The sequence below is a fragment of the Bifidobacterium porcinum genome, assembly GCF_055378475.1.
On record NZ_AP029603.1, the window covers coordinates 1311445 to 1336246 of the forward strand.

Genomic DNA, 24802 nt, shown 5'->3' on the forward strand with positions numbered 1-24802 from the left:
CCAACGGCATGCGCACATTCTCCGCCCACGACGCCCAGATACGCCCACATGTCCATGTTTCGAACGCCAAATGCACGAAATCCTTACGGATTTAAAAATACAGAACCTTGATTTTCCAACGATTTCACCCAAATGTTACCGAAGTACGAAACATGTTCGTAACGCAAACGGCGAGTGGCCGAAACCGACGAACCTAGACTTGGAGCCTGTAAGTTCACATGAAAGGAGCGGTCCCTTGACTGCACTCGAAACCAAAGCAGACGTCGAGGCCCTGATTAACCAAGAGGGCGTTGAGTACGTCTCCGTTCGCTTCACCGATCTCATCGGTATTCAGCAGCACTTCACGGTTCCCGCCAGCGAGTTCCTCAAGGATGCTTTCACCGACGGAATGCCGTTCGATGGTTCCTCCGTCCAAGGCTTCCAGGCCATCAACGAGTCCGATATGAAGCTGGTGCCGGATGTCTCCACCGCGTTCATTGACCCGTTCCGCAAGCACAAGACGCTCGACGTGGCCTTCTCCATCGTCGACCCGATCACCGATGAGCCTTACTCCCGCGATCCGCGCCAGGTCGCAGGCAAGGCCGAAGCCTACCTCAAGTCCACCGGCATCGCCGACACCGCATCCTTCGCACCTGAAGCCGAATTCTTCATCTTCGACAAGGTGCGTTACGAGAACAGCATGCGTCGTTCCTTCTACGAGGTCGACTCCATCGAGGCTCCGTGGAACTCCGGCGTGGACACCGAAGATGACGGCACCCCGAACATCGGTTTCAAGAACCGCGTCAAGCGCGGCTACTTCCCGGTTCCGCCGAACGATCACTATCAGGATCTGCGCGACGACATGGTCGCCAACCTGCAGAAGGTCGGCCTGATTCTCGAGCGTTCGCACCATGAGGTCGCGGGCGCCGGCCAGCAGGAGATCAACTACCGCTTCAACACCCTGCAGCACGCGGGCGACGACCTGATGAAGTACAAGTACGTCGTTCACGAGACCGCTGCCCTCGCCGGCAAGGCCGTGACCTTCATGCCGAAGCCGATCGCAGGCGACAACGGCACCGGCATGCACTGCCACCAGTCCCTGTGGAAGGACGGCAAGCCGCTGTTCTACGACGAGAAGGGCTACGGCGGGCTTTCCGATATCGCTCGTTGGTACGTTGGCGGCCTGATCAAGCACGCTTCCTCCGTGCTCGCCTTCACCAACCCGTCGCTGAACTCCTACCACCGTCTGGTTCCGGGCTTCGAGGCTCCGGTCAACCTGGTGTACTCCGCTCGTAACCGCTCCGCCGCCATCCGTATTCCGCTGGCTGGCACGAGCCCGGCTGCCAAGCGCATCGAGTTCCGCGCTCCGGATCCGTCCTCCAACCCGTTCCTCGCCTTCTCCGCACAGCTGATGGCAGGCCTTGACGGTGTGCTCAACCACATCGAGCCTCCGGCTCCGGTTGACAAGGACCTCTACGAGCTGCCGCCGGAAGAGCATGAGGGCATCAAGCAGGTGCCGGGCTCCCTCGGCGAGGCGCTCGACGCCCTCGAGGAAGATCACGACTTCCTGACCGCCGGCGACGTGTTCACCGACGATTTGCTGGAGACCTGGCTTGACCTCAAGCGCGGTGAAATCGACCAGGCTCGTCTGCAGCCGACGCCGCTCGAGTACGAGCTGTACTTCAACATCTGATTTCGCTAATCAGTAGCTGAAACGGGAAGCAAGTTTGGGCTTGCTTCCCGTTTTTTCGTATGTGTGCGGGATACGCCTGATCACAGCATGACATCGTTGCCATCGGGACGTTTGTCCGGTAATCGGTCCCCGTATATGCGCTTCGCCACTGGCGTGGCGGACGGAAGCGCGCTACGGTGTTCAAGGACAATCAGGAGGAACCATGGCACACACCCCGACTTCCCAGCAGGCGACGCACAGCATCAACGGTGCCACCGGCACAAACGGCACTGCTGGCGGCACCGCCGGCATCACGAGCAATACCGTCAGCGTTGACAGCACTGACAACACTGACGGCTTAGCACACGTCCCGAACAGTCAGCCGAATGCCATCGAAATCGCCATCTACCACCGGTTGAGCAAGGTCATCGACCCGGAATTGGGGCGTTCCATCACCGATCTGGGCATGATCGCCGCAATCGAGGCGACCCCTCACGATGCGCTCCCCGCGACCTACGACGTGATTGTGCACGTGGAGCTCACCGTGGCGGGATGCCCGTTGTCGAAAACCATCACGAACCAAATCAACGAGGCTGTGGCGGCTTACCCGGATGCCACGCTCATTCCCCACATCGAAGTGAGCGCGATGAGCCAGGACAAGCTTGCGAGCCTCGTCGCCCAGCTCAAGGCCGAACGCCGGCAGAACCCGTTCACCAAGCCGGGTATCAAGACGCGAATCTTCGCCATCGCTTCCGGCAAGGGCGGGGTCGGCAAATCCTCGGTCACGGCGAATCTCGCCGCCACCTTCGCCGCGCTCGGCTACGATACCGCTGCCATCGACGCGGATATCTACGGATTCTCGCTTCCGCGGCTGTTCGGTGTGCACACGCAACCCACGAATCTGAACGGCATGCTCATGCCTGTGGTCTCATGGGGCGTCAAACTCATGTCGATTGGCATGTTCGCCGGCTCGGAGCGCGCAATCCTGTGGCGCGGGCCGAGACTGCAACGCTCGCTGGAGCAATTCCTGTCGGACGTGTGGTGGGGCAGCCCGGACGTGCTGCTGCTCGATATGGCCCCCGGCACCGGTGACATGGCGATTTCGGTCGCGCAGACCTTGCCGAACGCCGAACTTGTAGTGGTGACGACCCCGCAGCCGAGCGCCTCGGAAATCGCGGTACGTTCAGGTCTGGTCGCCCTGCAGGTGCCGATGAAAGTGCGAGGAGTCGTTGAGAATATGAGCTATTTCGAACACAAGGGCGAACGGTTGGAGATTTTCGGACACGGCGGTGGACAGCGCGTCAGCGAACAGCTGACCCACGCGCTCGGATATGATGTGCCGCTGCTTGCCCAGCTGCCGCTCGAGCCGGAAATCCGCGAGATCGACGATTCCGGGCGACCGGCCGTACTGACGCCATCCGGCGAGTTGTCCGGCACTCCGCTCGCCGCCCAATTCACCACCCTCGCCCAATCCCTCATGTCCAGTACCAAGTAAACAGCACCAAACAAGGCGGGTAAGCAACTCGGATAAGCAACGCCACCCCAATCCCCAACGCAGCCCCTTCCCAAACCGTCTATGCAAACAGCCCTCCCAGCGTAACCAGTTTGTGCAACTGCTGCTTCTACCGACGCTGACGGCGGTCTCAGCGTCGGTAGAAGGTTCGGAGAGGTCAGTCAGCGAGTTCGGGTTGGGTCGTATCAGCTGCACCAGCGCCAGCACGAGCGGCCGGTTCTCCCGGTTCGCCGGTGTCCAGCAGGCGGTGGAACTGGGTTTCGTCGAGGATCGGCAGGCCGAGTTCCTCGGCTTTCGTCGCTTTCGAGCCCGGATTCTCGCCGACCACCACGTATGTGGTTTTCTTGCTGACCGACCCCGCGGCCTTGCCTCCGTGCGATACAATCGCCTCCTTGGCGGATTCCCGGCTGAAATCCTCCAACGATCCAGTCACCACGACCGTCATGCCGGCCAAGGTCTGCGGCTCGGTGTTCTCATGCTCGACCTGCCCCACTCCGGCGGCTTTCCAAGCGGCAAGAATCCTGCCACGCCAATCGCCCGGTTCGCGTGACTTGGCGAACCAGTCGACCACCGAACTGGCGATTTCCTCCCCAATACCGCCGATTTCAGTCAAATCCGCGACGCTCGCACGCTCAATCGCCTCAAGCGAGCCAAAATGGTCGGCAATCGTGCGGGCGGTCGGCGGCCCCAACCGCCTGATGGACAATGCAACCAGTACACGCCACAAATCCGCCTGCTTGGCCTTGCTGATCTCATCGAGCAGCTTGTACGTGTTCTCCATCGGCCGTACATACACCGGCTGGCGCGCAACCGTGCCGTCGCGCAGGGTCCGGATCAGCTCGCGCACGACATGCGCGTCGCGCGGCACAGCGTACCCCGGGTAGGATTCCAGATCGTCCCCGCGCGCGTTCGCCTGTTCGATCGTCTTCCCACTGGTCGCGGCTTTCGCGTTTGTCGGCGTCGTCCAGAACGCCGGCACCTGATGCCACAGGCCGGATCCGCCAATCCGACGGCGTATCTTGCGTTTCCTTCCGTTTTCGTCAGTCTGCTCGCGCACTTCGATAATCGGCGCCTCACGCCACACCTGCACATCGCGCAGCATTTCGGCGTCCAGCCCGAACAGCCCTGCTTCGCTGGACAATACCGGCGTCTGCATGGGCGGCAGTTGCAAGCCTTCCACCGGCTCATAGGGCTCCGGTTCTTGTCCGGGCTTCACGTCGATCTCGGCGCGGTACGGGTCGTAGGATGCCACGGAATCCGGCCGGTTCTCCTCCGGATTGGTCAACGCAATCGCGCTCTGGTCGCCCAGATGCTCGATGTCGAAGGCCTTGCGCGACCCCAGGTTGATAATCCGCTCGGTCAGCTGTGCCGGGCAGGATTCGACATTCGGGCAGCGGATATCCTTGTCGCCTTCCTTCGCCGGGGCGAGCACCGCTCCACAGGACGGGCAGCGGGTGGGCATCACGAACTCATGCAGCTGGTCTTCCCTGCCTTTGCGCCGTTCCAATACCGGCCCGACAAGCTCCGGGATTACGTCGCCCGCCTTGCGCACGACCACGGTATCGCCGATGAGAATGCCCTTGCGCTTGATTTCGAAGGGATTATGCAGCGTGGTGCGCGCGACCGTCGATCCGGCGACATACACGGGTTTGAGCACGGCGACAGGCGTGACGCGTCCTGTACGCCCGACCTGCACGATGATGTTGAGCAGTTCGGTATTGACCTCCTCCGGCGGGTACTTGTAGGCGATCGCCCAGCGAGGGGCGCGCGAGGTGGCGCCCAGCCGGCGTTGCAACGCCAGATCGTCGACCTTGACGACAATGCCATCGAGCGCATGCTCGATATCGCCTCGATGCTCGCCGTAGTAGTCGATCATGTCGAGAATCTGGCTGAAATCCGTGACCTCGCGGTTATGCGGGGATACCGGAATTCCCCACTTCTTGTACAGGTCGTACGCCTGCGACTGATCGTCCACCTGGTCGTGACCCTGATGCGCGCTGCCCTCACCCCAACGCAAAGTGCCCAGGCCGTGCGCGTAGAAGCTCAATCGTCTGGTCGCGGTGATCCGCGGGTCCTTCTGCCTGAGCGAACCGGCGGCCGCATTGCGCGGGTTGGCGAACGGGGCGTGTCCCTCGTCCTCGTTGCGTTCGTTGAGCGCGTGGAAATCATCCCACCGCATGAACACTTCGCCGCGAATCTCCACGAATTCAGGGATATCCGAAGCAGGGCCGGCAAGATTCTGCGGAATGGTCGAAATCGTGCGCACGTTCATCGTGATGTCTTCGCCGACCACGCCATCGCCGCGTGTCAAGCCTTGTTCGAGTACGCCGTTGCGGTAGATGAGGTTCAAGGCGAGACCGTCGATTTTGACTTCGCAGGTCATCGGCAGCGGCTTGTCTTCCGGCCATTCGAGGTCTTCCCGCACACCGTTGTACCAGTCGTGCAGCTCCTCGATGGAGAACACGTCGTCGAGGCTCATCATCCGCGAAGGGTGACGCACCGACACGAAATCATTGGAGAACGCCCCGCCGACACGGTGGGTGGGCGACTGCGGGGAATCAAGCGAGGGGAACGCGGCCTCAAGACGTTGCAGACAGCGCATGCGCGCGTCATATGCGGCGTCCGAGGAAACCGGCGAATCGTCGATATAGTAGGCGACCTGGTCGCTTTCCACCCACGCGGCGACCTTGGCCCACAACCGTGCCGCCGCATCCGCATCCATGACGCTGACATCGAGCCGGTCGAGCCGCAGCGCATCCTCGTCATCCGCGCGCAAAGCCGCAATCCACTGCACACTGCCGGGCGCGTACTTGCGCACGCCTTCGTCTGCGGCCACCGGGATGCCTTGTGTGCCCGTTGCTGGCGTATTTCCAGACTCCTGATCAGGAGCGTCGAAATCCCATGCCAGCTGTTCCCCTTCAGCCTCGCCAGCCTTGTGTGCATCATGTGCAGTCATGCCAAACCCGCCATTCGTCATCGTTGCGCGGGCCGAACGCCCGCTTCCATGCACTCGATGATAGTAGAAGCCCGTCACCATGGGCGCATGATGATGCCCGGCTTGGGGAGGCGGTCACCGATTCCGCCGCGCGTCGCCACTAGCGTTTTCCGTCGCGCGTCACCGCGTGCCGCTGTGTGTCGCCTTGTGCCGGCTTCACGCAGACGCTTCACGCAACCGATTTCAATGCGCGCGTCGCACCCCGCCGATCAGCGTCGGCATCGCCGCGACATCACCGGTTCATGCGTCCAAGGACCGGAGGAACTGCGCCTGCGCCATATCGATACCATCGCTTTGCCCGTCGTTCAACCGGGCATCCGCGATGGACAGCGTGCGGGCGGGCACAAACATGCCGTTGTCGACGCACACCCGCGCGGCCTGACGCACAATCGGTTCAACTTCGGTGTGCGGCCACACCGGCAGATCATGTTCAGTCAGCACCGTCGCCGCATCCACGACATCGTGCGGCACGGGGATGCATTGCGAACGCGCCCGTTCCATGAGCTCATCCAACTCCGCAGGAAGTGTGGAGAACTGTCCGGGAGCGATATGGGCGGCCATAAGGTAGGCGGCGGCAGCGGTGTCGAACCGGTCGCGCATCCATTCGGAGTATGCGAACCGGTAGTATGCGAACGCCGCATCAGCCCGGTCGAGCGCGACCCGCAGCGCGTTGAGGCAGGCGGCGCGTGCGGAATCCCAATCCTCGTCCCTGGCCAGCTGCACCGCCAAACGCATATGCGACAGCGGGTAGGCAGGCGCGTACGAGACCATCGCGTTGAGATGCTTCAGCGACGCCTTGGCCCCCTTGACTTGGGAGAGAATGTCAGCAAGCTCCATATGCGCGTAGAACAGGCTGTCGGGAATCAAGACCGTGCGCTCCCCCGCCGTGGCGAACAGGCGGTTGTACACCACCCGTTCCGCGTAGGAGTTGAAGTATCGGGGCACGCCTTTCGACTGCGCAAACAATGTGTCGACCCGACTGACCGCCGCTTCCTGGACCTCGATCGCCTGGTCAGGCTGCCCTGAGAACAGCAGGTCTCGCGCTTTGACACGTTCGGCATCCAAGCGTTTGGCTAGGGTGAAATCGAAGTCGGGGGTGTCCTTGCCGTCAATCAGCGCGGCCCCGACCTGCGGGGCGAGCTGGGAGAGTTCCGGATCGCCGATATGCTCGACGATGCGCATGGCGTGTTGCGCTTTGGCGACCGACGGCATGCTGTCATCCGAGGCGAGGTGATGGAAATCGGTAACGGCACGCTGCAGTAGATCGACTCGCTGAATGGACAATCCGGTCGCATCCGTGCATCCCAGAACCCGGCTGGTCTGGGGGCCGAAATGGGCTTCCGAGAACTCCGGCTCCTGCTGCGAGGCGAGCGGGCTAAACTTGGCGTCACGCAAATCAAGGTCGGTGTCCACCGGTTCAAGCGCGCCATCGGAATCGACCGACATGACCGCATCGAACATGCGGTACGTGGTGACCGGGTCGTTGAGCCCATGATTGTGTACATAGCCCAAGAAAGCGTCCCGGCTGAACGTGACCGCGACCATATGCCGTACGGTCGGGTTGCTGCGCAGGGCTTCCAGCGGGTCGTCGCCGCGTTTGCCCGTGTGGGCGTTCCCGGCGTTGCCCGCGATTCCGGCGCTTCCCGCGATTCGTTTCGATTCGTTCGGTTCATTCTGCCCAAGCGAACTGTTTCGGTCGTCGGATCCATCCGACCCGTCCTGCCCGGCAGCCCCGTTCACAGCGTCCAATGTGCTCGATGTCGAACCGGAATCGGCGATGGTGAAGGATTCAGCTCCGGACCCATCTCGCTCGTTATTGCCTTGCGGAACGCTGAACACCGCTTCGTCGATGTCGGCGCCCTGCATCAAATCCTCGAATTCCTGCTCTTCCGCGGATTTCAAAGCATTATCCGGCGCACCATGACCTTCGTCTTGACCCTCGCCATACCCCTCGCCGTGTTCAAACGAGGATTGCGCACTCAGCCCGTCGGCCGGAATGCGCCCCTCGCCCACATGCGAATCAGCGGCATCATGCGACCCGTCTTCCGGCTTGGGGGACGCCAGCGACGGATCGCCGTGCACATCGCCGTCCTTCGGCGCGGATTTGCCGCCCATCGCCGCTCCGGGCTCCTGGGTGCGCATGCGTTCGAACGCTTTAAGTGCCTCGCCCATGAGTTTGGCGATGGCGCTGTCCTGTTCGGCGACCGCCTCCTCAAGCCCGATGGAATCAATGGTCACGGACACCTGCCGCACCCGTGTGTCCACGGCGAACGCCGTACCGGCCATCATCAGACCGACGCGCAGGTTGTATGCCGCACTCATCGCGGCGCGCTCATGTTCCTCGAGTTTCACCCAGTCATGCCGGCGTTCGCTGTACCGGCTTTTCGGCATCATCGCGGCGCCCGCCGTGGTGAAGGCGATTGCCACGTTGCCGTCATGCAGGTTCGTGCGGAAATCAACGTCGAATCGGAAGGGCAGACGCATGCTGCGCAGCAACAGCGACAACGTCTGGCGGTACACCCATTCGGACCCCGCGGCATCATTGGCGCCCGTCATCGCACGCCCTGTCGGGTCGGGGAAATCATGGGCCGTCTGCTCGGCGGCATCCCGCGCGATGCGCATCATGGTGTGCAACGGGGCGATACCGTCGTCATGCAACGGATCCAACGGCATGCGGTCGTCGCTGCGCAGGGCGATGAGCGCGGGATCGTTGAGCAACGCCATATCAAGCTGCGCCGCCTGTGCACGGGTGACATTGTCTTCGATCGGCTGCTGTCCGACTCTCGCGTTGCGTTCCAACACCGCGCTGACGGCGGCGAAACGGTTGAGCCCGCCTTCAATCACCAAGGATGCAAGCGCCGGCGAGAATTCAAGCGAGGAATCCCAACTGAAGAAATAGCTCCCCGAGAAACTCGAAGTGTACAGGTGCAGCGGCTCGGCGCCATGAACTGCCTCCAGACCGGCGACCGGTTGAAGCGCTCCGGCCTCCCGCATGAGGTCGGAGAAGTAGTCTTCAAGGCCGGAAGAGCGCAAGCCATGCGCCCGCGCTTCCAACGTGTCGCGGACGCTGCGCCGGATTGCACCCATCGGGGCCTCACGGTTGAGTCTGCGGAAGATATTGCCCGATCCGAAGCCGATAAGCAAGCCACTCATCTGGGGCAGCAGATAGGCGGTGAAGAAGGCAATCGCGATGGCGTCACGGTATTCGAGGTCGCAACGCATCTGGGGGTCGAGCTCCGCGCGCAACTGTTCCAACGTATAGCGGTTGTTGCGTTTGATCCACGAAGCGAGCCACATCATCCGCCCGTCCTGTCCACGCCCGACGATGCTGCCTTGCAGCACATCGACCTCGGATTCGCCGTTGCGCTCGCCTCCGATTACACCGCGCAGGAAATCGCCGGCGCGTACGCCCATGGACGCCTGCGCGCGAGCCCCTGTTCCCAGCCGTGTATGGTCCGGCAACCGCGATTCGCCGTCCTTGCTGAACATGAATCGGATTTCAGCGCCTTGAACATCCATCGTCGGGTCTGTTCCGGCGAATACACGGCCGCGATCGTCGGCGAGCGCGATCTGGGCGAAACGATCATCCCCGATGAACATGCCCAGGGAAAACGCCCGCCCGCGTGTCTGCGGCAACTGCGCCCATCCAAGGCGCAATCCCTCAGGCACACCAGAAAGGCCCTCGTAGACCCGGCGCTTGACGATTGGCGTGAGTTTGATGGCGTGGCGGCTCAGCTCGTCCACCACATTGTCTGGATTCGACAGCGCCCGTCCGAAGGGATTCGCCGGCGCGGATGAGCCGTGCCCGTTGCCATCCGACTGGCCGAATACCGAATGGCGAATCGATTCTTTCAGCTTGGCGAACATCGATGGTTTCGGCTGGCTGCCGTGTGCGTCCGTATGCTTCCTGAATCGTGTCATACGGCGATTGTCCCAATGCGCGCAGACATGGCGGGGTGGTCTTGCTCTTAGAATAAAACCGTGCTGTCTGTCCACGAACCTCTTGTCCGCCGCGGCCGGTCCCATCCGGCGGCGCGGTTCGCCCTCATATCCGTACTCATCATCGCCGTGCTCGAATGCGTGGTGTTCAACCTGCCGTATTGGACAGGCGTGGCGGCGAGCACCGATTCACCCGCCACGCTCAACACCATGGGCTCAGGACTGGTGCGTGAAGCCTCCGGCACGCTGGAAGTGACCGATCAGACGAAGGCGTTTCTGTCCGTACCTGTGGACGGCAGTTCACACTATGTTCGCCTCGATCTGGCGCAAATCACCGGGGCAACAGGGACGGCACGCTCCCACATCGTATCCGTCGTTCGTGTCCGTCTTGATTCGGACGGCCGCGCCGGCTCGTCCACGCTGGTCGACATATCCCGTCCGCGCTCATTGTATCTGCGCACAGATGCGCAGCATACGGTGAGATTGTGGATTCAGGCTCCCGCCGGCACCCAGGTTCCGATTTTCGCGGTCCGTCCCAATGTTCGCGTCGCGTTCCAAGTCGATTGGCTGCGCGTCGCCGTGATGGCCGCCATCGCCGTCCTCATCGCCTGTTGGCGGCCTCGTTCGGCGCTGTGGCGCATTCGCGTCAACCCGGCGAGCGCCGCCCAGCGCTTGGCCTTTTTCGCGGTGATGGCGGTTGTCGGGGTGATTTCGCTCACCGGCGCGGCGATTATCGCCACCATATGGAAACCATTGGTATTCCAAGCCCCGAACGAGTACACGTACGATTTCGACCAGTATGGTCATATCGCCGATGCGCTTCTGCAAGGCAGGGTCTGGCTTGATCTGCCGGTATCATCAACGTTTGCGCAGAGTGCCAATCCATATGATCCCGCCCTGAGGGAACGTCTGTTGGAAGCGGGGGCATCTCCCATTTATTGGGATTACGCGTTCTATCACGGGCACTGGTACTCGTATTTTGGTGTGATTCCGGCGATTATTCTGTTCGTGCCCTATCAGGCGCTGTCGCACGTGATAGACGGCATGCCGGCCATGCTGCCGTCGGCGAGCGCGGTGCTGGTGTTCCTGTTCGGATTCGTCCTGTTCGGTTCGCTGCTGACGATCAGAATGCTGCGGCGTGTTGCCCCCAATTGCTCGGTGGCCGCCATGAGCATGGCTTTGGTGACGCTGCTGTTGGGTTCGAACGTAGGGTATCTGTGGCTTCGCACGAACTTCTATTCTGTGCCGATCGCCGCCTCGCTGATGTTCACGACGCTTGGATTGTGGCTGTGGGCGGGAGCTGAACGTCCGGAAGGCTCCCGCCGGCTGTGGTATGTGGGTGACGCCCCCGGATTGTCGTTGCCACGGTTGGCTTGCGGCGCCGCCTGCATCGCGGCGAACGCGGGGTGCCGCCCGACCTTCGCGTTGAGCGCATTGCTGATCTTCCCCATGTTCTGGCGGCAAATCAGGCAGATGGCGAGATTGGTGAGGGCACGCAAGGCGACGCGTCAACTATGGGCCGGCCCCGCGGCGGTGATCCTGCCCGCGATCGCGGTGGTGATTCCGGTGTGCGTCTACAACGCGCTACGTTTCGGCTCGCTGTTCAATTTCGGCAATTCGTATCAGATCACCGTCAACGACATGACCTCATACAGCGAACCGGTGGCGAATATCCCTTGGATCATCGGCTATTATCTGCTGCTGCCGCCCCGACTGCAATCGACGTTCCCGTTCGTGGCAATCAACCCCACGCCATTGCCACATTGGGGGTTCGCCGAGCCGATGGTTGCCGGATTGTTCGCCATGTGTCCGATGGCGTTGCTGGCCTTCCTCATTCCGCTGTTGTGTCGGCATCGTCGTGAGCGATTCGGCGCGCTGTTCTCCTGCATGTTGATGCTCGGCATCGCCATCATGCTGGTCGATGCGTTCAAAGCCGGGTTGGGCTGGCGGTATATCTGCGATTTCGGGTGGCTCATCACACTGGCAAGCCTGCCGGGGCTGCTGTGGGTGCTCGGCGAACTGCCCGAACAAGGGGTCACAGGCGGCACGGGGGGCACCGGCACACATGCGCTGCAAGACGTTCGCATGACGGGACGCTGGCAACGGTTCGCGCTTGATACCAGGCGCATCCTGATCATGATGCTCCTGCTGGCGAGCATCCTGTTCCTTCTCGCCTCGTGTTTCGTCACCGGCCGCGATGATTCGCTGCAACGCTCGGCCCCGGACATTTTCGCGCGGATTCAAGCCTGGTTCTCGCTGCTAGGATGACTGGTATGGGTATCTTCTCAGGATTGTTCTCGCGCAGGGATGACACGCCCCGCCCCGACCATGTGACGTTCACGTTGGCACAGGCCTCGTACACGTATGAGGATGGCAACACGGGCTTGCACGATACGACCCTGACCCTCGACACACGACGCACCGCGGTAATCGGTCTGAACGGCTCCGGCAAGACGACACTGCTGAAACTGCTCGATGGCTCGCTCGCCCCCACTTCAGGTTCGGTCACAATCTGCGCGGGCGAGCACACGCTGCACCCCGGCTCCCGCAAAGACCGCAAACGTGTCGAACAGCTAATCGGTTGTGTGCGACGGGAGGAGATTCCGAACAGCTTCTACCGCAGCGAAAACATCGCGAAGGCGCTTGACGCGCATATGCAGGCGCGACACATCGCGGATGCGGAGCGTCAGGCGCGTATCGGCTCGCTGTTGGCGCAGCTTGATTTGTCGGTGTGGCGGGACAGGCCGGCGGACGCGCTCGACAGTGAGCACCGTCATCTGCTGGCCATCGCGGCCGCGTTATGCCTTGATCCTGCGGTTCTGGTCGCCGACGAGCCGACGAAGGGACTTGACGAAATCGGAACCGCCCACGTGGCGCGCGCCCTGTTTGCGCTTGACCGTCAAGTGGTATTCGCCACGCACGACACGGATATGATCACCAGACCGGAATACGCGATTGACCGGGCATTGCTCTTGGACGGCGGACGTATTGTGTTCGACGGGAGCCCCCAAGACGCGGTCACCGCCTATACTGATCTGATTCGCCGCCTGCGCGATCGCGCGTAAGACTAAGCCTGCTCGCGTAAGTCGATGATTCGCGCGCGCGATATGTCTGCGCCGCTTGCGATGTTCGCGCCGTTTGCTCCACTGTTCGCCTGATATCAGTGAACTTGGGTTCTTGCCACCAAAGTTCTTGGGGTTTCCGTTCGCGGATGATAGCCTAGCAATCGCTAAATTTTCGCTGAATGCTCGCCGGATTCGTCTATTCCTTGAGCATCGCCGCTACGGTATCCAGCATCGCGGCAATGTTGCGTGCGAAACGATCCGGCTGCGGCAGGAGAGAAACCGCGAGATATCCGTTGGAAGTCATATCGAAGAAGTAGCCGGGCTGCCCGGTCAGCCGATGGTCGCGGATCATCCGCAGCACGACTTCGTTTTCGTCAAGCACCGAGGGGATTCGCACCAAAGCATTCCAGCCGCCTTCCATACGCAGCATCGATACCAGACCGTTGGGGTCATCGGCGAGCATACGACGCAAGGCTCCGGCGTTCGTCTGGACACGATCGCTAACCCGTGCGGTCTGTTGCGCCGCCTCGGCAAGGAACGAGGGAAGACGGTCTGCGATGATATCGCTCATGGGCAGATAGTCGTCGGCGATCACGTCAAGTCGTTTCAATGCTTCATCGACATCAAGCTCGGGGCCGGACACCTCGATCCACCCGACTTTCGCGTGCGGGGCTGCAAGTGTTTTCGACAATCCGTCCAACGCGAAAGTCAGCACGCGTGGCTCCCCCGCCAAGCGTGCGTTGCCGGGGAACGGTTCGACCGGGAAATCATAGAACACCTCGTCGGCGATAATGGCGACACCATGCTCGGCACATAGCCTCACAATCGTCTCACGCTCTTCGGGCTTGACGTACGAACCGGTCGGGTTGTTCGGATTAATCAGCACCAACGCGCGGATTTTCGCGCCTTGCGGGCCGTTCAGCAGGGATTCCAGTTGCGCGGTATCGATGATCCATGACCCGTCGAAACGCTGTTGATACGTGATGACTTGGACGCATTCCAGCGCCGCGATCGATTCGATGAGCGGATATCCGGGCTTGGGGGCGAGCACGATGTCGCCGGCGTCGCACAGCAGTTTCATCAGCCACGAATACGCTTGTGAGGTTGAGCTGAGCAGATACAGACGATTCGGATCGACCGGCTGCGCGTCAGGCAACGTGGACTCGCGGCGGCGTCTATCAGCAAGGAAACCGGCCAGTTGTCGCCTGGCTTCGAATTGGCCGCGGGGTTGCGCAGCGTAGACGGTCGGCAAGGATTGCGGCGCGAGCGCGAACTTGGTCGGATTCGAATCGTTGAGTTTGTCAAGCGTGATGCCGTCCTCTTTGGCGGCTTGCTCCGCCCGGGCAATGGCATTCGGGGCGCTGATGTCTACTCGTGATGAAAATCGCACGCCACCATCCTAGCGCACACCCTCATCACGGCCATGGCCGGCAACGAGCGAGGATTCCCCGTGGAAGTCAGCGCCGCCAGACTTCCGCCTCGCAGAGATGCCCAAGCCTAACCGTCGTTTCCAAAGCCGCCCGCACCTCCACCATGTGAGCAAATCCTCACACAACACCGCCAAACCCCGCCACATCACCCCTCCCCAACCAACCAACCGGTCATCGTGCGAGCCAATCCTCACACAACCACGGCAAAGAGAACCAAAGGCATTGATTATCATCCCAACGGACGTTGCGACTACAAGACACGCTAGGGCATCAGAGAACTCCGTAATGTCGTCGGCATCAGGGGACGCAATCGGGTTTGTCATGTGGCCGGGTCCCCCAATCGCGAGTGTGCCAGAACATACGCTGTGCGACGGAAGCAAGCGCCCGGGAGCCCTGATATACCGATAACGCGTCGTTGTGTATGCCCGGGCATGCACAAGCCGGCAGACGCCAAGCGATCGTATCGTTCCTCTGTGCCTTCCGTATGGTTGCGTATGGCACCGCATACGTAACCAGACGGAACTCTCATTCACCACCATGGTGCCAATACGTCGCAACGACCAAACTCCATCAACTCCGCCAACCAACCGACCGCACCACGAACCAACCGACCGTAACGCCACCAACCACACCAAACCGGCAAAACCAACCACCAACCCAAACCGACGAACCGCCCAAACCGCCTCCAAATACGCGTTGTGGCCCGCCCCGATCATCTCGGGACGGGCCACAACCGATGCTTCAGCATCCTCCGACATCCCAACCGCATGCGTTCATCCGCTCCGGACCAGGATTCGCCGCAGAACCTGTTACTTGGCGGCTTCAGCAGCCTTAGCGGCCTTGACGCTGGCGTAGTAGGCGGCACCGATGATACCTGCCTCATTGCGCAGCTTCGCCGGAACCATCGGGGTCTTGATATCGATGTACGGCAGGAACTTCTCGCTCACACGGCTGACGCCACCGCCGACCACGAACAGATCGGGGTTGAAGTACTTCTCCATAAGGCCGTAGTACTTGGTCAGGCGCTTCGCCCACTTCTTGTAGCTCATGTCGAGCTTGTCACGCACGGACGACGCCGCGTACTTCTCCGCGTCGCCCTTGCCGTTCTGCAGTTCGATATGGCCCAGCTCGGTATTCGGGATGAGCACGCCGTCGTAAATCAACGCGGTGCCGATGCCGGTGCCGAGCGTGGTCGCGATAACCAGACCGTCCTGGCCCTTTGCCGCACCGAACTGCTGCTCGGCGATACCCGCCGCGTCAGCATCATTGACGACAACCACAGGACGGCCGCACGCCTTGGAGAACTCCTCGGTGACGTCCACGCCGATCCAGGACTGGTCGAGGTTCGCCATGAAATCAAGCGGCTTGCCGGGCTTGATCGGCGCCGGGAACGCGATACCGACCGGCGCGTCCTCAGGAACTTCAAAATGTTCGAGCTGCTGACGCACAATGTCTGCAACGGCCTGCGGAGTGGATTTCTCCGGGGTCAGAATCTTCAGACGCGGTTCAGCGAACTCACCCTTCTCCAAATTGACGGGAGCCGCCTTGATGCCGGAGCCGCCGATGTCAACGCCGAAAGCCTGTGCTGTCTCAATCATCTTTGACCTTCCTATGAGGTGATGGGGTGTATGAACCGGTACGGCGATTGTACCGCGCCCCCTGACCGAATGAGGCCGCGCCACGCCGAAAACCTGCAAACGCTTTCATCATTGTTCCCAAGTCTTCGGGCGACACGCGGCCAATCGAATTGCAAACGTGACTTCGCTCCTCACTTTAGCGCGGGCATCGGCCGCCAATCGGGATCATGCAGCAACTTGTGCGAATCCCACCAGCCGCGCGCGATAGCGGACAGCCCACTGCGCAGGTGCCCCTTATCCACGGCAACCAATCGGATGACCTCCTTGATTGCGGTGGCAGCCGTACCGAGCGCAAACAACGCAGGACGATAATCCCCGTACACCATGAAATACCGCGCCATATACCCGCGGTTGCGCATGATGTGGTACCGGTTCATATCGGATGTGGAGTTCAACTGCCGCAGCCCGGCGATATTCCAGTTGTCGATATCGCGCGTACGGCGAATGATGACGTCCTTGACTTCGATCGGATTGGTGACTTTGCTGGCAAGATAGCCGTACATCGTGTCATCCCAGTAGATGAAGAACCGCCCGTCTGGGAAGCCGATTTTCTCGACGATGTTGCGGCGGAACAGCCCGCCCTCGAAGCACATGGTGTTCATGAGCCGGTAGCCGCGCGGCCCGAACGCCGCCGGGGCGATCGGATCGGGGATGCCCAGCGGGACGATGAAATGGTACTGCCAGTAGAACGGACCGCCGTCATAATCGTTGCGGCTACCCTGGATCACGTCGTGATGGAGGGTCCATGGAGCGAGCTTCTCAATGGCATCCGGCAGCACCGCCACGTCGTCGTCCATGACCCAGAACCATTCGGCGCCGAGCTCATACGCTTTGCGCACGCCGTTGCTGAAACCGCCGGAACCGCCGATGTTGCCTTCTTGCGGGAAGTACACCACACGGTTCATGTTGCCTTCCGTGTCAGCGATGGTCTGCCCCCATTGGGCGGTGACCGCGGCGCTGAAATCTTCGACCATCGACTTGGTGGTCTCGCTGTGTTCGTTGTCCACGACGACAATACGCCACGGCGCGACGGTCAGCTCCTTGAGCGAATCGAACAGTGTCGCGAGCAGCTTCTGCCGCTTGTAGGTGACGATGACAATGGCCAGCTTGTCGATGACAGCTTTCTTGGCGTGCTGTGATTGTGTCATGGTAACTATTCTTGCACTTACCCTCGCCGAACGCCGAATATCGAGCATTGACTTGCGTTTGCTGCCGTCATACGGTATTGATGATTTCTGTAAGTTTCAGGGAAGGTGAAATTCCTTACTGGCGGTAACGACAAGCCGTCCGCATTGAGCGGCGGCGTTCCATGTCGAAGCCCGCGACCCGCGCAAGCGGCTGATCCGGTGGGAATCCGGGGCCAACGGTACAGTCCGGATGGAAGAAACGGAGCTCAGATGAGCATCTTTTCGCATACCCATATTCATGTACGCGCCATTGTCAAGAATGATGATCTGCCAGGAAGCGTCCAGCCTACTGATACCGCAGCTGATTCCCAGGTCACACCCGCAACCGCGCCAGCAGCCACACCCGTGGCCGACGCAGCCGTGTCACCGAAAGACGCCCATTCGACCGGCGTCGGCGATTCCGGCCGCTGGTCAACCCGCCGCATCGCCATGTACGCATGCTTCGTGGCGTTGTCCATGGCGTTGAGCTTCGTTGAATTCCCGCTGATTCCGGGTGTTCCGTGGCTCAAATATGATCCGTCGGGCATCGTCGCGCTGGTCGCGGGCTTCGCTTACGGTCCTGCGGCCGCGCTGATTGTCAGCATCCTCGGGTTCGTCCCGCATCTGTTCATCAGCCCATGGGGTACGCTCATGGCCTGGCTGGTCGCGATCGGGTTGTCTGTGCCGGCAGCAGTGATTTACCGGCGTATGCACACCCGTCCCGGTGCGGTGCTCGGTCTGGTCGTCGGCGCAATTGTCGCACTCGCGCTTGCGATCCTCGGCAATCTGGTCATCACCCCGATGTACGCGCATATGACCGTCGCCCAGGTCGCCGCATTGATTGTACCGGCGCTGTTGCCGTTCAATCTTGCGAAGTACGCGATCAACTGCGTGGTCACGTTCCTGATTTACAAGCCGGTGTCTGAACTGCTCAACAAGTCGGCACGCTGACCAACACGCAGGTCTGGCCGTCCGGTGGCCACGAGCGTCGAACGGTCAGACATGCGTCTCGTTCCCGGAACCTTCGATTCCCACATCATCGATAAACTCCATTGACGCACCACCCCTGCTCCCACGAAAGATACGGATACTGCACATCATCATGAACATCTCCCGGTTTTCCTCCCCCGCCCCGGATTCGGTCGCGACATCGACACCGGCTTCGGCGCAGGTGGATGCGAACGCGAATGACAGGCAGGGCCTTGCCGCGAGCTTGCGCCGTGTTCGCTACCGGTATTCCGGTGCACACGACTGGGCGCTCGACGGGGTGGACCTCGATATCCACGCCGGTGAATATGTGTGCATCGTGGGGGCCAACGGTTCGGGAAAATCAACGCTTGCCCGGCTTCTTGCAGGGCTTTCCGCCCCGGATTCGGGTGTGATCACGTTGGACGGGCATCCGGTATTCGATGCCGCGGGCGCGCATGCCGACCAGTACCGGCTCGCCCGACATGATATCGGCGCGGTGTTTCAAAATCCTGAGGATCAGATTGTCACGACCATCACCGGCGACGATGTGGCCTTCGGACCGGAGAATCTGGGGATGAGCCGCCCGCGCATCGGCGATCAGGTCGCGCATGCACTCAAAGCGGTCGGCATGATGGCGCGTATCGAAGATGATCCGACGACGATGAGCGGCGGCCAGCAGCAGCGCATCGCCATCGCCGGGATCATCGCGATGAATCCTGCGATGGTGGTGCTCGACGAGCCGACCGCAATGCTCGACCAGGATGCGCGTATCGGCGTGCTTGACATCCTTGACGCACTTCACCGGCGGGGGGCCACCATCGTACATGTGACCCATCATGCGGATGAAGCGCATCGCGGTCAACGTGTCATCACCATGAGCGCAGGGCGGATCATCGACAATTCCACCGTTGCAACGCCATCCCCGGATGGTTATTCCAATTCATCAGAGCATCCTGCCAAGGATGATTTCCGTCATCTGCTGCAAACAAGCGGCATGCCGGTCACGTGGCTGCACCCTGGTTCAATCGACGGACGTACGCCGTTGTCGTCCGGCACGTCGCCTGCGCAGGGGACCATGTCCCTCGCCGCGGCGACACCCATGACCGCCGGTACCGATGCCGCCGGCAAGTCTGGCACTGGTTCACCCGATGCCGAGGAAATCCCTGCCGCACACCGCCCGGCACCCGCGATCAGTGTGGACCATGTGTCCTTCACCCCTCAGGGCGCAACCCTCCCCAGCGTGCATCGGTTGACTTTCTCCGTGCGTTCCGGCGAAACCGTGGCGCTCATGGGCACCAACGGAGCAGGGAAAACCACGCTGATCAGGCTGCTGGCCGCCTTGAAGTGCCCCGACAGCGGCAATATCACCATCGACGGCATCCCTGTAGCCACAGATTACAGGCGCACTGGGAACGCAGACGAAAGGCGACCGACGCAACCGGCTGAACGATTGAAGTCCCGGCTGATGACTTGGCTGGTCAAGCCCAGGTCGGGGGTGCGCCCGTTGTCCCGCGCCCAACGAGTCCAGTTGAGACACCGGCTTGGACTGGTCATGCAACATCCGGAACGACAGTTGTTTGCACAAACGGTGGCCGAGGATGTCGCGTACGGCCCGCGCAATCTGGGGCTTTCCGAGCAGGAAGTCGCGCAACGTGTCGATGAAGCGCTAGAATTGCTGCATATTGGCGATATCCGCGACCGCTCGCCGTTCAGCTTGTCCGGTGGACAACAGCGGCTTGCAGCCATTGCGGGGGTTATCGCCTGTCATCCGGATGTGCTGCTGCTGGACGAGCCGACGGCCAGTCTGGATGAGACGGCGAGCGCACGAATCCGCGGTTTGCTCGCTGATCTGCACCGCCGCGGGGTTACAGTGCTGCTGGTCACCCACAGCATCGACGAGGCACGCGCTGTTGCCGACCGCGTGCTGGTGCTTGAGTCTCCGACAAACGCCCGGCAGAAGGTAACCCCGCAATCGGCAGACGACCAGAAACCGACGGACACACTGCAATCGGCGGCATACACGGCGGTATCATCAGACGATATCCCCGCGATTCCATCTGCCAACACCACGGATAGCCAACCTTCCAAAGCCCGGCGAACCGGCACCGGACGTTCCGCAATCGACAAGCTTGACACCAGGGTGAAAGTGGTCGCGTTCCTGACGCTCATGTTTTCGGCGTTCGCCATCAGTTCACCATATCAACTGGCCGTCGGCGCCATCCTGACCGCCGGTATCGTCGCCGCCGCGCGAATCAGCCCACTTCAATTGCTAGCGCGCATCCACATGTTCCTGTTCCTATTTGTGTTCGCGGGTGCGCTGAACATCTTCTTCGTCCGCACAGGCACACCACTTGCCCATATCGGTCCCGTGCCTATCACTGATGACGGCGTGCACACGGCAATCATCTACGCCTGCCGCTTCGCTCTGGTGATTATTCTCGGCGCGGTGTATGTGGAGACGACAACACCCACGGCCATGACCGACGCGTTTGAATCCCTCTTGTCCCCGCTCAAACGATGCGGCATCCATGTCCAGGAGATAGCGCTGGTACTGAGTCTGGCGTTGCGGTTCCTACCGACGTTGCGCGTGGAAATCATCTCCGTCGCCCAAGCGCAAGCGGCCCGCGGCGGCAGTATCGAAAGCGGTTCCCCGGCTCAGCGGTGCCGTGCGATGTGTGCGATCATCATGCCGGTGTTCGCCGCGTCGCTAAGGCATGCCGACAATCTGAGTCTTGCCTTGGACGCACGTTCCTATGAGGAAGGCATCCATCGGACTCATTGGCATGAGATGCGAATGCACGCCCGCGATGGCGTGTTCTGTGCGGCTTGTGCCGTCTATGTGGCTGCATTGGTTCTCGTCGCGTTGCTGTGACGTGCGCTGTCACGATGCCACGCTGCCGCGACCAGACCATCAAATAACCGTACTGCATTCCTTTCGTTGCGCTTACGCCGTATCTTCCCTGCAGCCCTGCTGATAGCCATCTGACATATTGCAATTATTACAGCAGCTTGCCTTGGATGAAGCCGGATGCACCGTCGACGTGCCGATCACCCGGATGTCGTCCGCTCCTCCCCGAATGCCCCGCAGCGTTTCGGTGCCGACGCGGTTGCGGTGTTGCCCCACCTTGTTCTACGCCGGCATCCTTGTGGTTCTCGGGCGGTGCCGCCCATCCGTCACGCTCCCCTGTCGCCGCTGGGTGCGCGGCAAGATCGCGGTCAATCCAGGCCATAATCAATCCTGCCAGTTGGTTGATCTCCTGAGCGCTCAGTTCTCTGCCCCGCGGAATATGGTGCCATTTCTCGATGCATCCACGACAGCAGCATGCGGTGGCGTGTTGGGCGGTGAACACAGGATGGCCGCGCCAAGGCGTTTGCCTCCCGTCTTTCGCAGGCTGGGCCGCGCCAACCCGTTGAGCGAGCATCTCATGCGCATGCCGGTCAATGAGTTCACGCCCTTTGCGCCTCGCATATTCAGCGTCGTGCGGACTCAACGTGAATGACGAACGGAATGACGAACGGGAAAGCCGTTCCAACGTTTCGGCAACCCAATGGGCGGCTTGCCGAGCGTCGTTTCCGTCGATGCGATCGCCGGATTCGGTCGGCTGCCTTGCACCAGCAGGCAGATTGTCACTCACTGCGATCACGCTTCGTTATGCGTCTCGTGCGTGGGCACGGCTGTGGACCGGTCGAACATCTCGACCCGCTCATGCAAGTCATCTGCGATGCGATACCAATGCTGGACCGTATTCTCCAGAAAGAAGTAATACCTGATATACCCAATGAGCAGTCCCAGCATTGCCAGGTAGATGATGGTTGACACAGGAATCGTGGAGGGGACGAGCACCATGAAGGCAAGCGCGACCAAGAACACGGCGATGGTGATCATCATGACCCCAAATGGATGAGCCGCTCATGCTGCAGCCATGCGAGCTTGCGCTCATGCCAATCCAACAGTCGACGGGGATCTTCACCTTGATCGAGGCGCGTGGCGACGCTCTTTTCATGCCGTTTCGTCCATTCGCGCAGATTCAAGCCGTATTTGTCCCGAGTGTCCTCCACGCGTCCCGTGGCTTGTTTTCTCGATTGATCGCCATCCATCGGCATGCCTCCCTCGCAACGACGCATGCTTTCATCGTACTCGTCCGCGCTGCGGATACGACAGTGCTGCGCGGCGACCGGCGCAATTGCAGAAACAGTACGCAGAAACAATATATGGAAACCGGACGGTACTTAGAATGCACAATCGATATGTAGGATTGAAGATGCATGATCTCATAGATATGCACGGTTGAAAAACTGCACTGGATTGCGGACGCACGGAATGGTTAACCGCGTGGGAATCGCATGGTAGATGGCAACGCACCACGGAGGAGACAGGAGAAGACGCAGTCCGCTTCCAGTCTGCGTGGTGAGCAGCAGACGGTTCCTCGCTGATGCCGTCAGTCGACCACGCACGTTCCGGCGTGCGCTGAAGCCGCCGCCTGGTCGGCCTGCGCATTCATCGCATATTCCGGGAAACTTGCACCGACGCTGTTCAAGGTGTCGCGGTTCGCCCCCAGATACATTACCGTGTAGGAATTCGTCATGCCCTCGTTCTCGACATGAAGCGGCGGAACGGATGTCTCGCAACGGGAATACACCAGATAATGGGCGATTTCATGGCGAAGCTCGTCAAGATACTGCGTCGAGCGAACGACGTACGGGTACGCCTCATGGCCGGTGTTGACGAAGTTGGTATCGGCTTTCCCTTCGCAAAATGCCGCAAATGCGTACCGATCCGCTTGCGTTGAAGGGCAGTAGTTGCCCATGCTCTGGAAATCGTAGTCGGCGTGCAGACCGACGATTGACAGCATTTGTTCACCCGACTGTAGGTAGGTGCCGTTCTGCCCTGTCTGTCCTCGGAAAGACGCGATCTGCTGTTCGATACTGTCCAATTGTTGAGGCGATGGCGCGTGATGGCTGTCATCTTGGGTAAGGACGATCTCGAAATAGGAGCCGGTCGCCCTCGAAATAGGAGCTGGTCGCCGTGGTATGTGTCTGGATTGAGATGTTGTACGACTTGTGAATCTTGAAATCGTATTCAAGCTGATACAAGTCGGCGAGCTTCGCCGTGTAGTATGCCGTGGCATCGTTGCGGTTCATGGAGCGTCTCGCATCACCGTAGGACGTTGCTTCCAGCATATGATCTAAGGCCTTGAGCCATGAATCAATCGCTGATTAGGCGTTCGGAAGCGCTTTGACATATTCATTGATCTGGGCTGCAGGCATGGCATGGTGCTTGTCATGCATGGCTTTGATTTCGTTGATGTATTGACGGTATTGGTCGCATGAACCATACTGGTAGCCGATGATTCCGGTCGAATCCGATGAATCTGAAGACGCTGAGTCAGTCGGCTGCTGTTGGTTTTGCGTAGAACCGCTGGATGACGGCCGAGACGATGGCGAGCCTTGTGTATAGGTGACAGTCCTATCGCGGGATTGAGCTGAAGAAGGCTTGATGACTCCGGCGTTGACGAGTCCGCCGAGTATCAGGCATATCACCACAATAACCGTGCAGATGTTATCAAGAACAGAACCATTAGTCCAAGGCAGAAGGGAAACAGATGACCGGTCAGATGTGGAGCGATGGGATACGTGACGGCTACGAAACCCGCCCATGTTGCTCATATTCGGTGCGAAACCATGAGGCGAATCATCACCTGGTTATCATCATAAAAGTTCATTAATCCCCACCCGCGTCAGTGTTCATTGCAAATACTTACGATTGCATATTGAATACCATCATACAGCTCAAAGCAGATATTGAGCCGTTCCCCAGAGTGAATTTAATTTTGTCCCCCACCGACCTAGGGATTCCTATCAGCAGTAGCCTGCTCGACAGGTTTATTCATTGGGCATCGCAAGTTGATCGGTGCTCTCACACGCCGGTTTTGCAAGTACCCAGCGCAAGGGCATTGCCGCATACATCTCCCAAACTGGTTGTGTTGGTGGGTTGTCTGGGGGTGGCGGGTTTGTGTGGTGTGTGCCTGTCGTGTGTGTGGTTTGGTGCTTGCCGGTTCACGGATGGGGTGTGGTGTGGGCTTGTCCCGGCGTGCCGGGTGCCGTGGGTCGTGGCGTCATTGCCGGCGTGGGGTCCGTGGCCTATTCCGGCGGCCGCCATGCCGGGTCCGCCGTGTTTGTCCGGGGTATGTGGAAAAGGGAGGGGGCACGCTGGTGGTGTCCCCTCCCTGTGAGGTTTGGGTGCGGCGGCGTGCTACTCTCCCACACCCTTCCGGGTGCAGTACCATCGCCGTGCCAGGTCTTAGCTTCCGGGTTCGGAATGGGTCCGGGCGTCTCCCCTGGGCCATGGCCGCCGCAAATCTTGTGTTATACATCCCACGGGATCGTGTCTCCACGTGTTCCCTTGGGGGATCGTGGTGGGTTGGGGACCGGATAGT

Annotated in this window: 16 protein-coding genes, 1 rRNA gene, 1 pseudogene and 1 riboswitch; of the genes and pseudogenes, 6 read left to right on the top strand and 12 right to left on the bottom strand. The window is 60.6% G+C overall.

Annotation, left to right across the window (positions count from 1 at the left end):
- Positions 1-235: 235 nt before the first annotated feature.
- Together glnA and ACZ41G_RS05190 are read left to right on the top strand one after the other, a co-directional pair.
- Positions 236-1672: a type I glutamate--ammonia ligase gene (gene glnA / locus ACZ41G_RS05185; RefSeq protein ID WP_321046566.1), complete on the top strand. Its 1437-nt coding sequence runs from the start codon at positions 236-238 to the stop codon at positions 1670-1672.
- 202 nt (positions 1673-1874) lie between these two features.
- The gene (locus ACZ41G_RS05190; protein ID WP_464144785.1) at positions 1875-3146 is read left to right on the top strand and encodes an Mrp/NBP35 family ATP-binding protein; all 1272 of its coding nucleotides are present in this window, start codon (positions 1875-1877) and stop codon (positions 3144-3146) included.
- A 175-nt stretch (positions 3147-3321) separates the two neighbouring features.
- Here the strand turns inward: ACZ41G_RS05190 and ligA are convergent, their stop codons facing one another.
- Positions 3322-6120: an NAD-dependent DNA ligase LigA gene (gene ligA / locus ACZ41G_RS05195; RefSeq protein ID WP_464144786.1), complete on the bottom strand. Its 2799-nt coding sequence runs from the start codon at positions 6118-6120 to the stop codon at positions 3322-3324.
- Between the two features lie 279 nt (positions 6121-6399).
- A complete protein-coding gene (locus ACZ41G_RS05200) occupies positions 6400-10080 on the bottom strand; it encodes a tetratricopeptide repeat protein (RefSeq protein WP_464144787.1) in 3681 nt (1226 codons plus the stop codon).
- A 60-nt stretch (positions 10081-10140) separates the two neighbouring features.
- On the opposite strand from ACZ41G_RS05200, the gene ACZ41G_RS05205 reads away from it, so the two are divergent.
- Complete coding sequence (locus ACZ41G_RS05205; protein ID WP_464144789.1) at positions 10141-12366, top strand: glycosyltransferase; 2226 nt, start codon at positions 10141-10143, stop codon at positions 12364-12366.
- A 5-nt stretch (positions 12367-12371) separates the two neighbouring features.
- A complete protein-coding gene (locus ACZ41G_RS05210) occupies positions 12372-13163 on the top strand; it encodes an ATP-binding cassette domain-containing protein (protein ID WP_412170639.1) in 792 nt (263 codons plus the stop codon).
- Positions 13164-13359: 196 nt separating this feature from the next.
- On the opposite strand, the gene ACZ41G_RS05215 is transcribed toward ACZ41G_RS05210, so the two are convergent.
- From ACZ41G_RS05215 to ACZ41G_RS05225, 3 genes are all read right to left on the bottom strand, one after another.
- A complete protein-coding gene (locus tag ACZ41G_RS05215) occupies positions 13360-14553 on the bottom strand; it encodes a pyridoxal phosphate-dependent aminotransferase (RefSeq protein WP_464144790.1) in 1194 nt (397 codons plus the stop codon).
- Between the two features lie 849 nt (positions 14554-15402).
- Positions 15403-16191, bottom strand: coding sequence for a polyphosphate--glucose phosphotransferase (gene ppgK, locus ACZ41G_RS05220; protein ID WP_033507295.1), 789 nt, complete (start codon positions 16189-16191; stop codon positions 15403-15405).
- Positions 16192-16361: 170 nt separating this feature from the next.
- Positions 16362-17378: a glycosyltransferase family 2 protein gene (locus ACZ41G_RS05225; protein ID WP_464144792.1), complete on the bottom strand. Its 1017-nt coding sequence runs from the start codon at positions 17376-17378 to the stop codon at positions 16362-16364.
- An 88-nt stretch (positions 17379-17466) separates the two neighbouring features.
- Positions 17467-17623, top strand: a riboswitch (FMN riboswitch).
- A 4-nt stretch (positions 17624-17627) separates the two neighbouring features.
- Between ACZ41G_RS05225 and ACZ41G_RS05230 the strand changes: the two genes are divergently transcribed.
- Positions 17628-18347 (top strand): ECF transporter S component, encoded by a 720-nt coding sequence (locus ACZ41G_RS05230; protein ID WP_464144793.1) that lies wholly within the window; start codon positions 17628-17630, stop codon positions 18345-18347.
- A 151-nt stretch (positions 18348-18498) separates the two neighbouring features.
- Positions 18499-21237 carry an energy-coupling factor transporter ATPase gene (locus tag ACZ41G_RS05235; RefSeq protein WP_464144794.1) on the top strand — a complete coding sequence of 913 codons (2739 nt, stop codon included), beginning with the start codon at positions 18499-18501 and terminating at the stop codon, positions 21235-21237.
- A 319-nt stretch (positions 21238-21556) separates the two neighbouring features.
- Here ACZ41G_RS05235 and ACZ41G_RS05240 read toward each other — a convergent pair.
- From ACZ41G_RS05240 to rrf, 7 genes and pseudogenes are all read right to left on the bottom strand, one after another.
- A pseudogene (locus ACZ41G_RS05240) lies at positions 21557-21946 on the bottom strand (DUF4186 family protein); the annotation flags it as partial.
- Positions 21947-22005: 59 nt separating this feature from the next.
- Positions 22006-22254: a hypothetical protein gene (locus ACZ41G_RS05245; protein WP_464144796.1), complete on the bottom strand. Its 249-nt coding sequence runs from the start codon at positions 22252-22254 to the stop codon at positions 22006-22008.
- Positions 22251-22463: a hypothetical protein gene (locus ACZ41G_RS05250; protein ID WP_464144797.1), complete on the bottom strand. Its 213-nt coding sequence runs from the start codon at positions 22461-22463 to the stop codon at positions 22251-22253. Before ACZ41G_RS05250 ends, ACZ41G_RS05245 begins: the two co-directional genes overlap by 4 nt.
- A 341-nt stretch (positions 22464-22804) precedes the next feature.
- A complete protein-coding gene (locus tag ACZ41G_RS05255) occupies positions 22805-23218 on the bottom strand; it encodes a hypothetical protein (protein ID WP_464144799.1) in 414 nt (137 codons plus the stop codon).
- Positions 23219-23327: 109 nt separating this feature from the next.
- Positions 23328-23546 carry a hypothetical protein gene (locus tag ACZ41G_RS05260; protein WP_464144800.1) on the bottom strand — a complete coding sequence of 73 codons (219 nt, stop codon included), beginning with the start codon at positions 23544-23546 and terminating at the stop codon, positions 23328-23330.
- Positions 23547-23582: 36 nt separating this feature from the next.
- Positions 23583-24032, bottom strand: a complete 450-nt coding sequence (locus ACZ41G_RS05265) for a hypothetical protein (protein ID WP_464144801.1) — start codon at positions 24030-24032, stop codon at positions 23583-23585.
- Between the two features lie 573 nt (positions 24033-24605).
- Positions 24606-24722: ribosomal RNA gene (gene rrf, locus ACZ41G_RS05270) — 5S ribosomal RNA — on the bottom strand.
- Between the last annotated feature and the right edge of the window lie 80 nt (positions 24723-24802).

Coding starts and splice junctions, on each gene's coding strand:
- ACZ41G_RS05255 (WP_464144799.1), bottom strand. CDS start 23,218: ATGCTGTCAATCGTCGGTCTGCACGCCGACTACGATTTCCAGAGCATG.
- ACZ41G_RS05260 (WP_464144800.1), bottom strand. CDS start 23,546: ATGCTGGAAGCAACGTCCTACGGTGATGCGAGACGCTCCATGAACCGC.
- ligA (WP_464144786.1), bottom strand. CDS start 6,120: ATGACTGCACATGATGCACACAAGGCTGGCGAGGCTGAAGGGGAACAG.
- ACZ41G_RS05230 (WP_464144793.1), top strand. CDS start 17,628: ATGAGCATCTTTTCGCATACCCATATTCATGTACGCGCCATTGTCAAG.
- ACZ41G_RS05265 (WP_464144801.1), bottom strand. CDS start 24,032: ATGAGCAACATGGGCGGGTTTCGTAGCCGTCACGTATCCCATCGCTCC.
- ACZ41G_RS05245 (WP_464144796.1), bottom strand. CDS start 22,254: ATGATGATCACCATCGCCGTGTTCTTGGTCGCGCTTGCCTTCATGGTG.
- ACZ41G_RS05210 (WP_412170639.1), top strand. CDS start 12,372: ATGGGTATCTTCTCAGGATTGTTCTCGCGCAGGGATGACACGCCCCGC.
- ACZ41G_RS05190 (WP_464144785.1), top strand. CDS start 1,875: ATGGCACACACCCCGACTTCCCAGCAGGCGACGCACAGCATCAACGGT.
- ACZ41G_RS05235 (WP_464144794.1), top strand. CDS start 18,499: ATGAACATCTCCCGGTTTTCCTCCCCCGCCCCGGATTCGGTCGCGACA.
- ACZ41G_RS05250 (WP_464144797.1), bottom strand. CDS start 22,463: ATGGATGGCGATCAATCGAGAAAACAAGCCACGGGACGCGTGGAGGAC.
- ppgK (WP_033507295.1), bottom strand. CDS start 16,191: ATGATTGAGACAGCACAGGCTTTCGGCGTTGACATCGGCGGCTCCGGC.
- ACZ41G_RS05225 (WP_464144792.1), bottom strand. CDS start 17,378: ATGACACAATCACAGCACGCCAAGAAAGCTGTCATCGACAAGCTGGCC.
- ACZ41G_RS05200 (WP_464144787.1), bottom strand. CDS start 10,080: ATGACACGATTCAGGAAGCATACGGACGCACACGGCAGCCAGCCGAAA.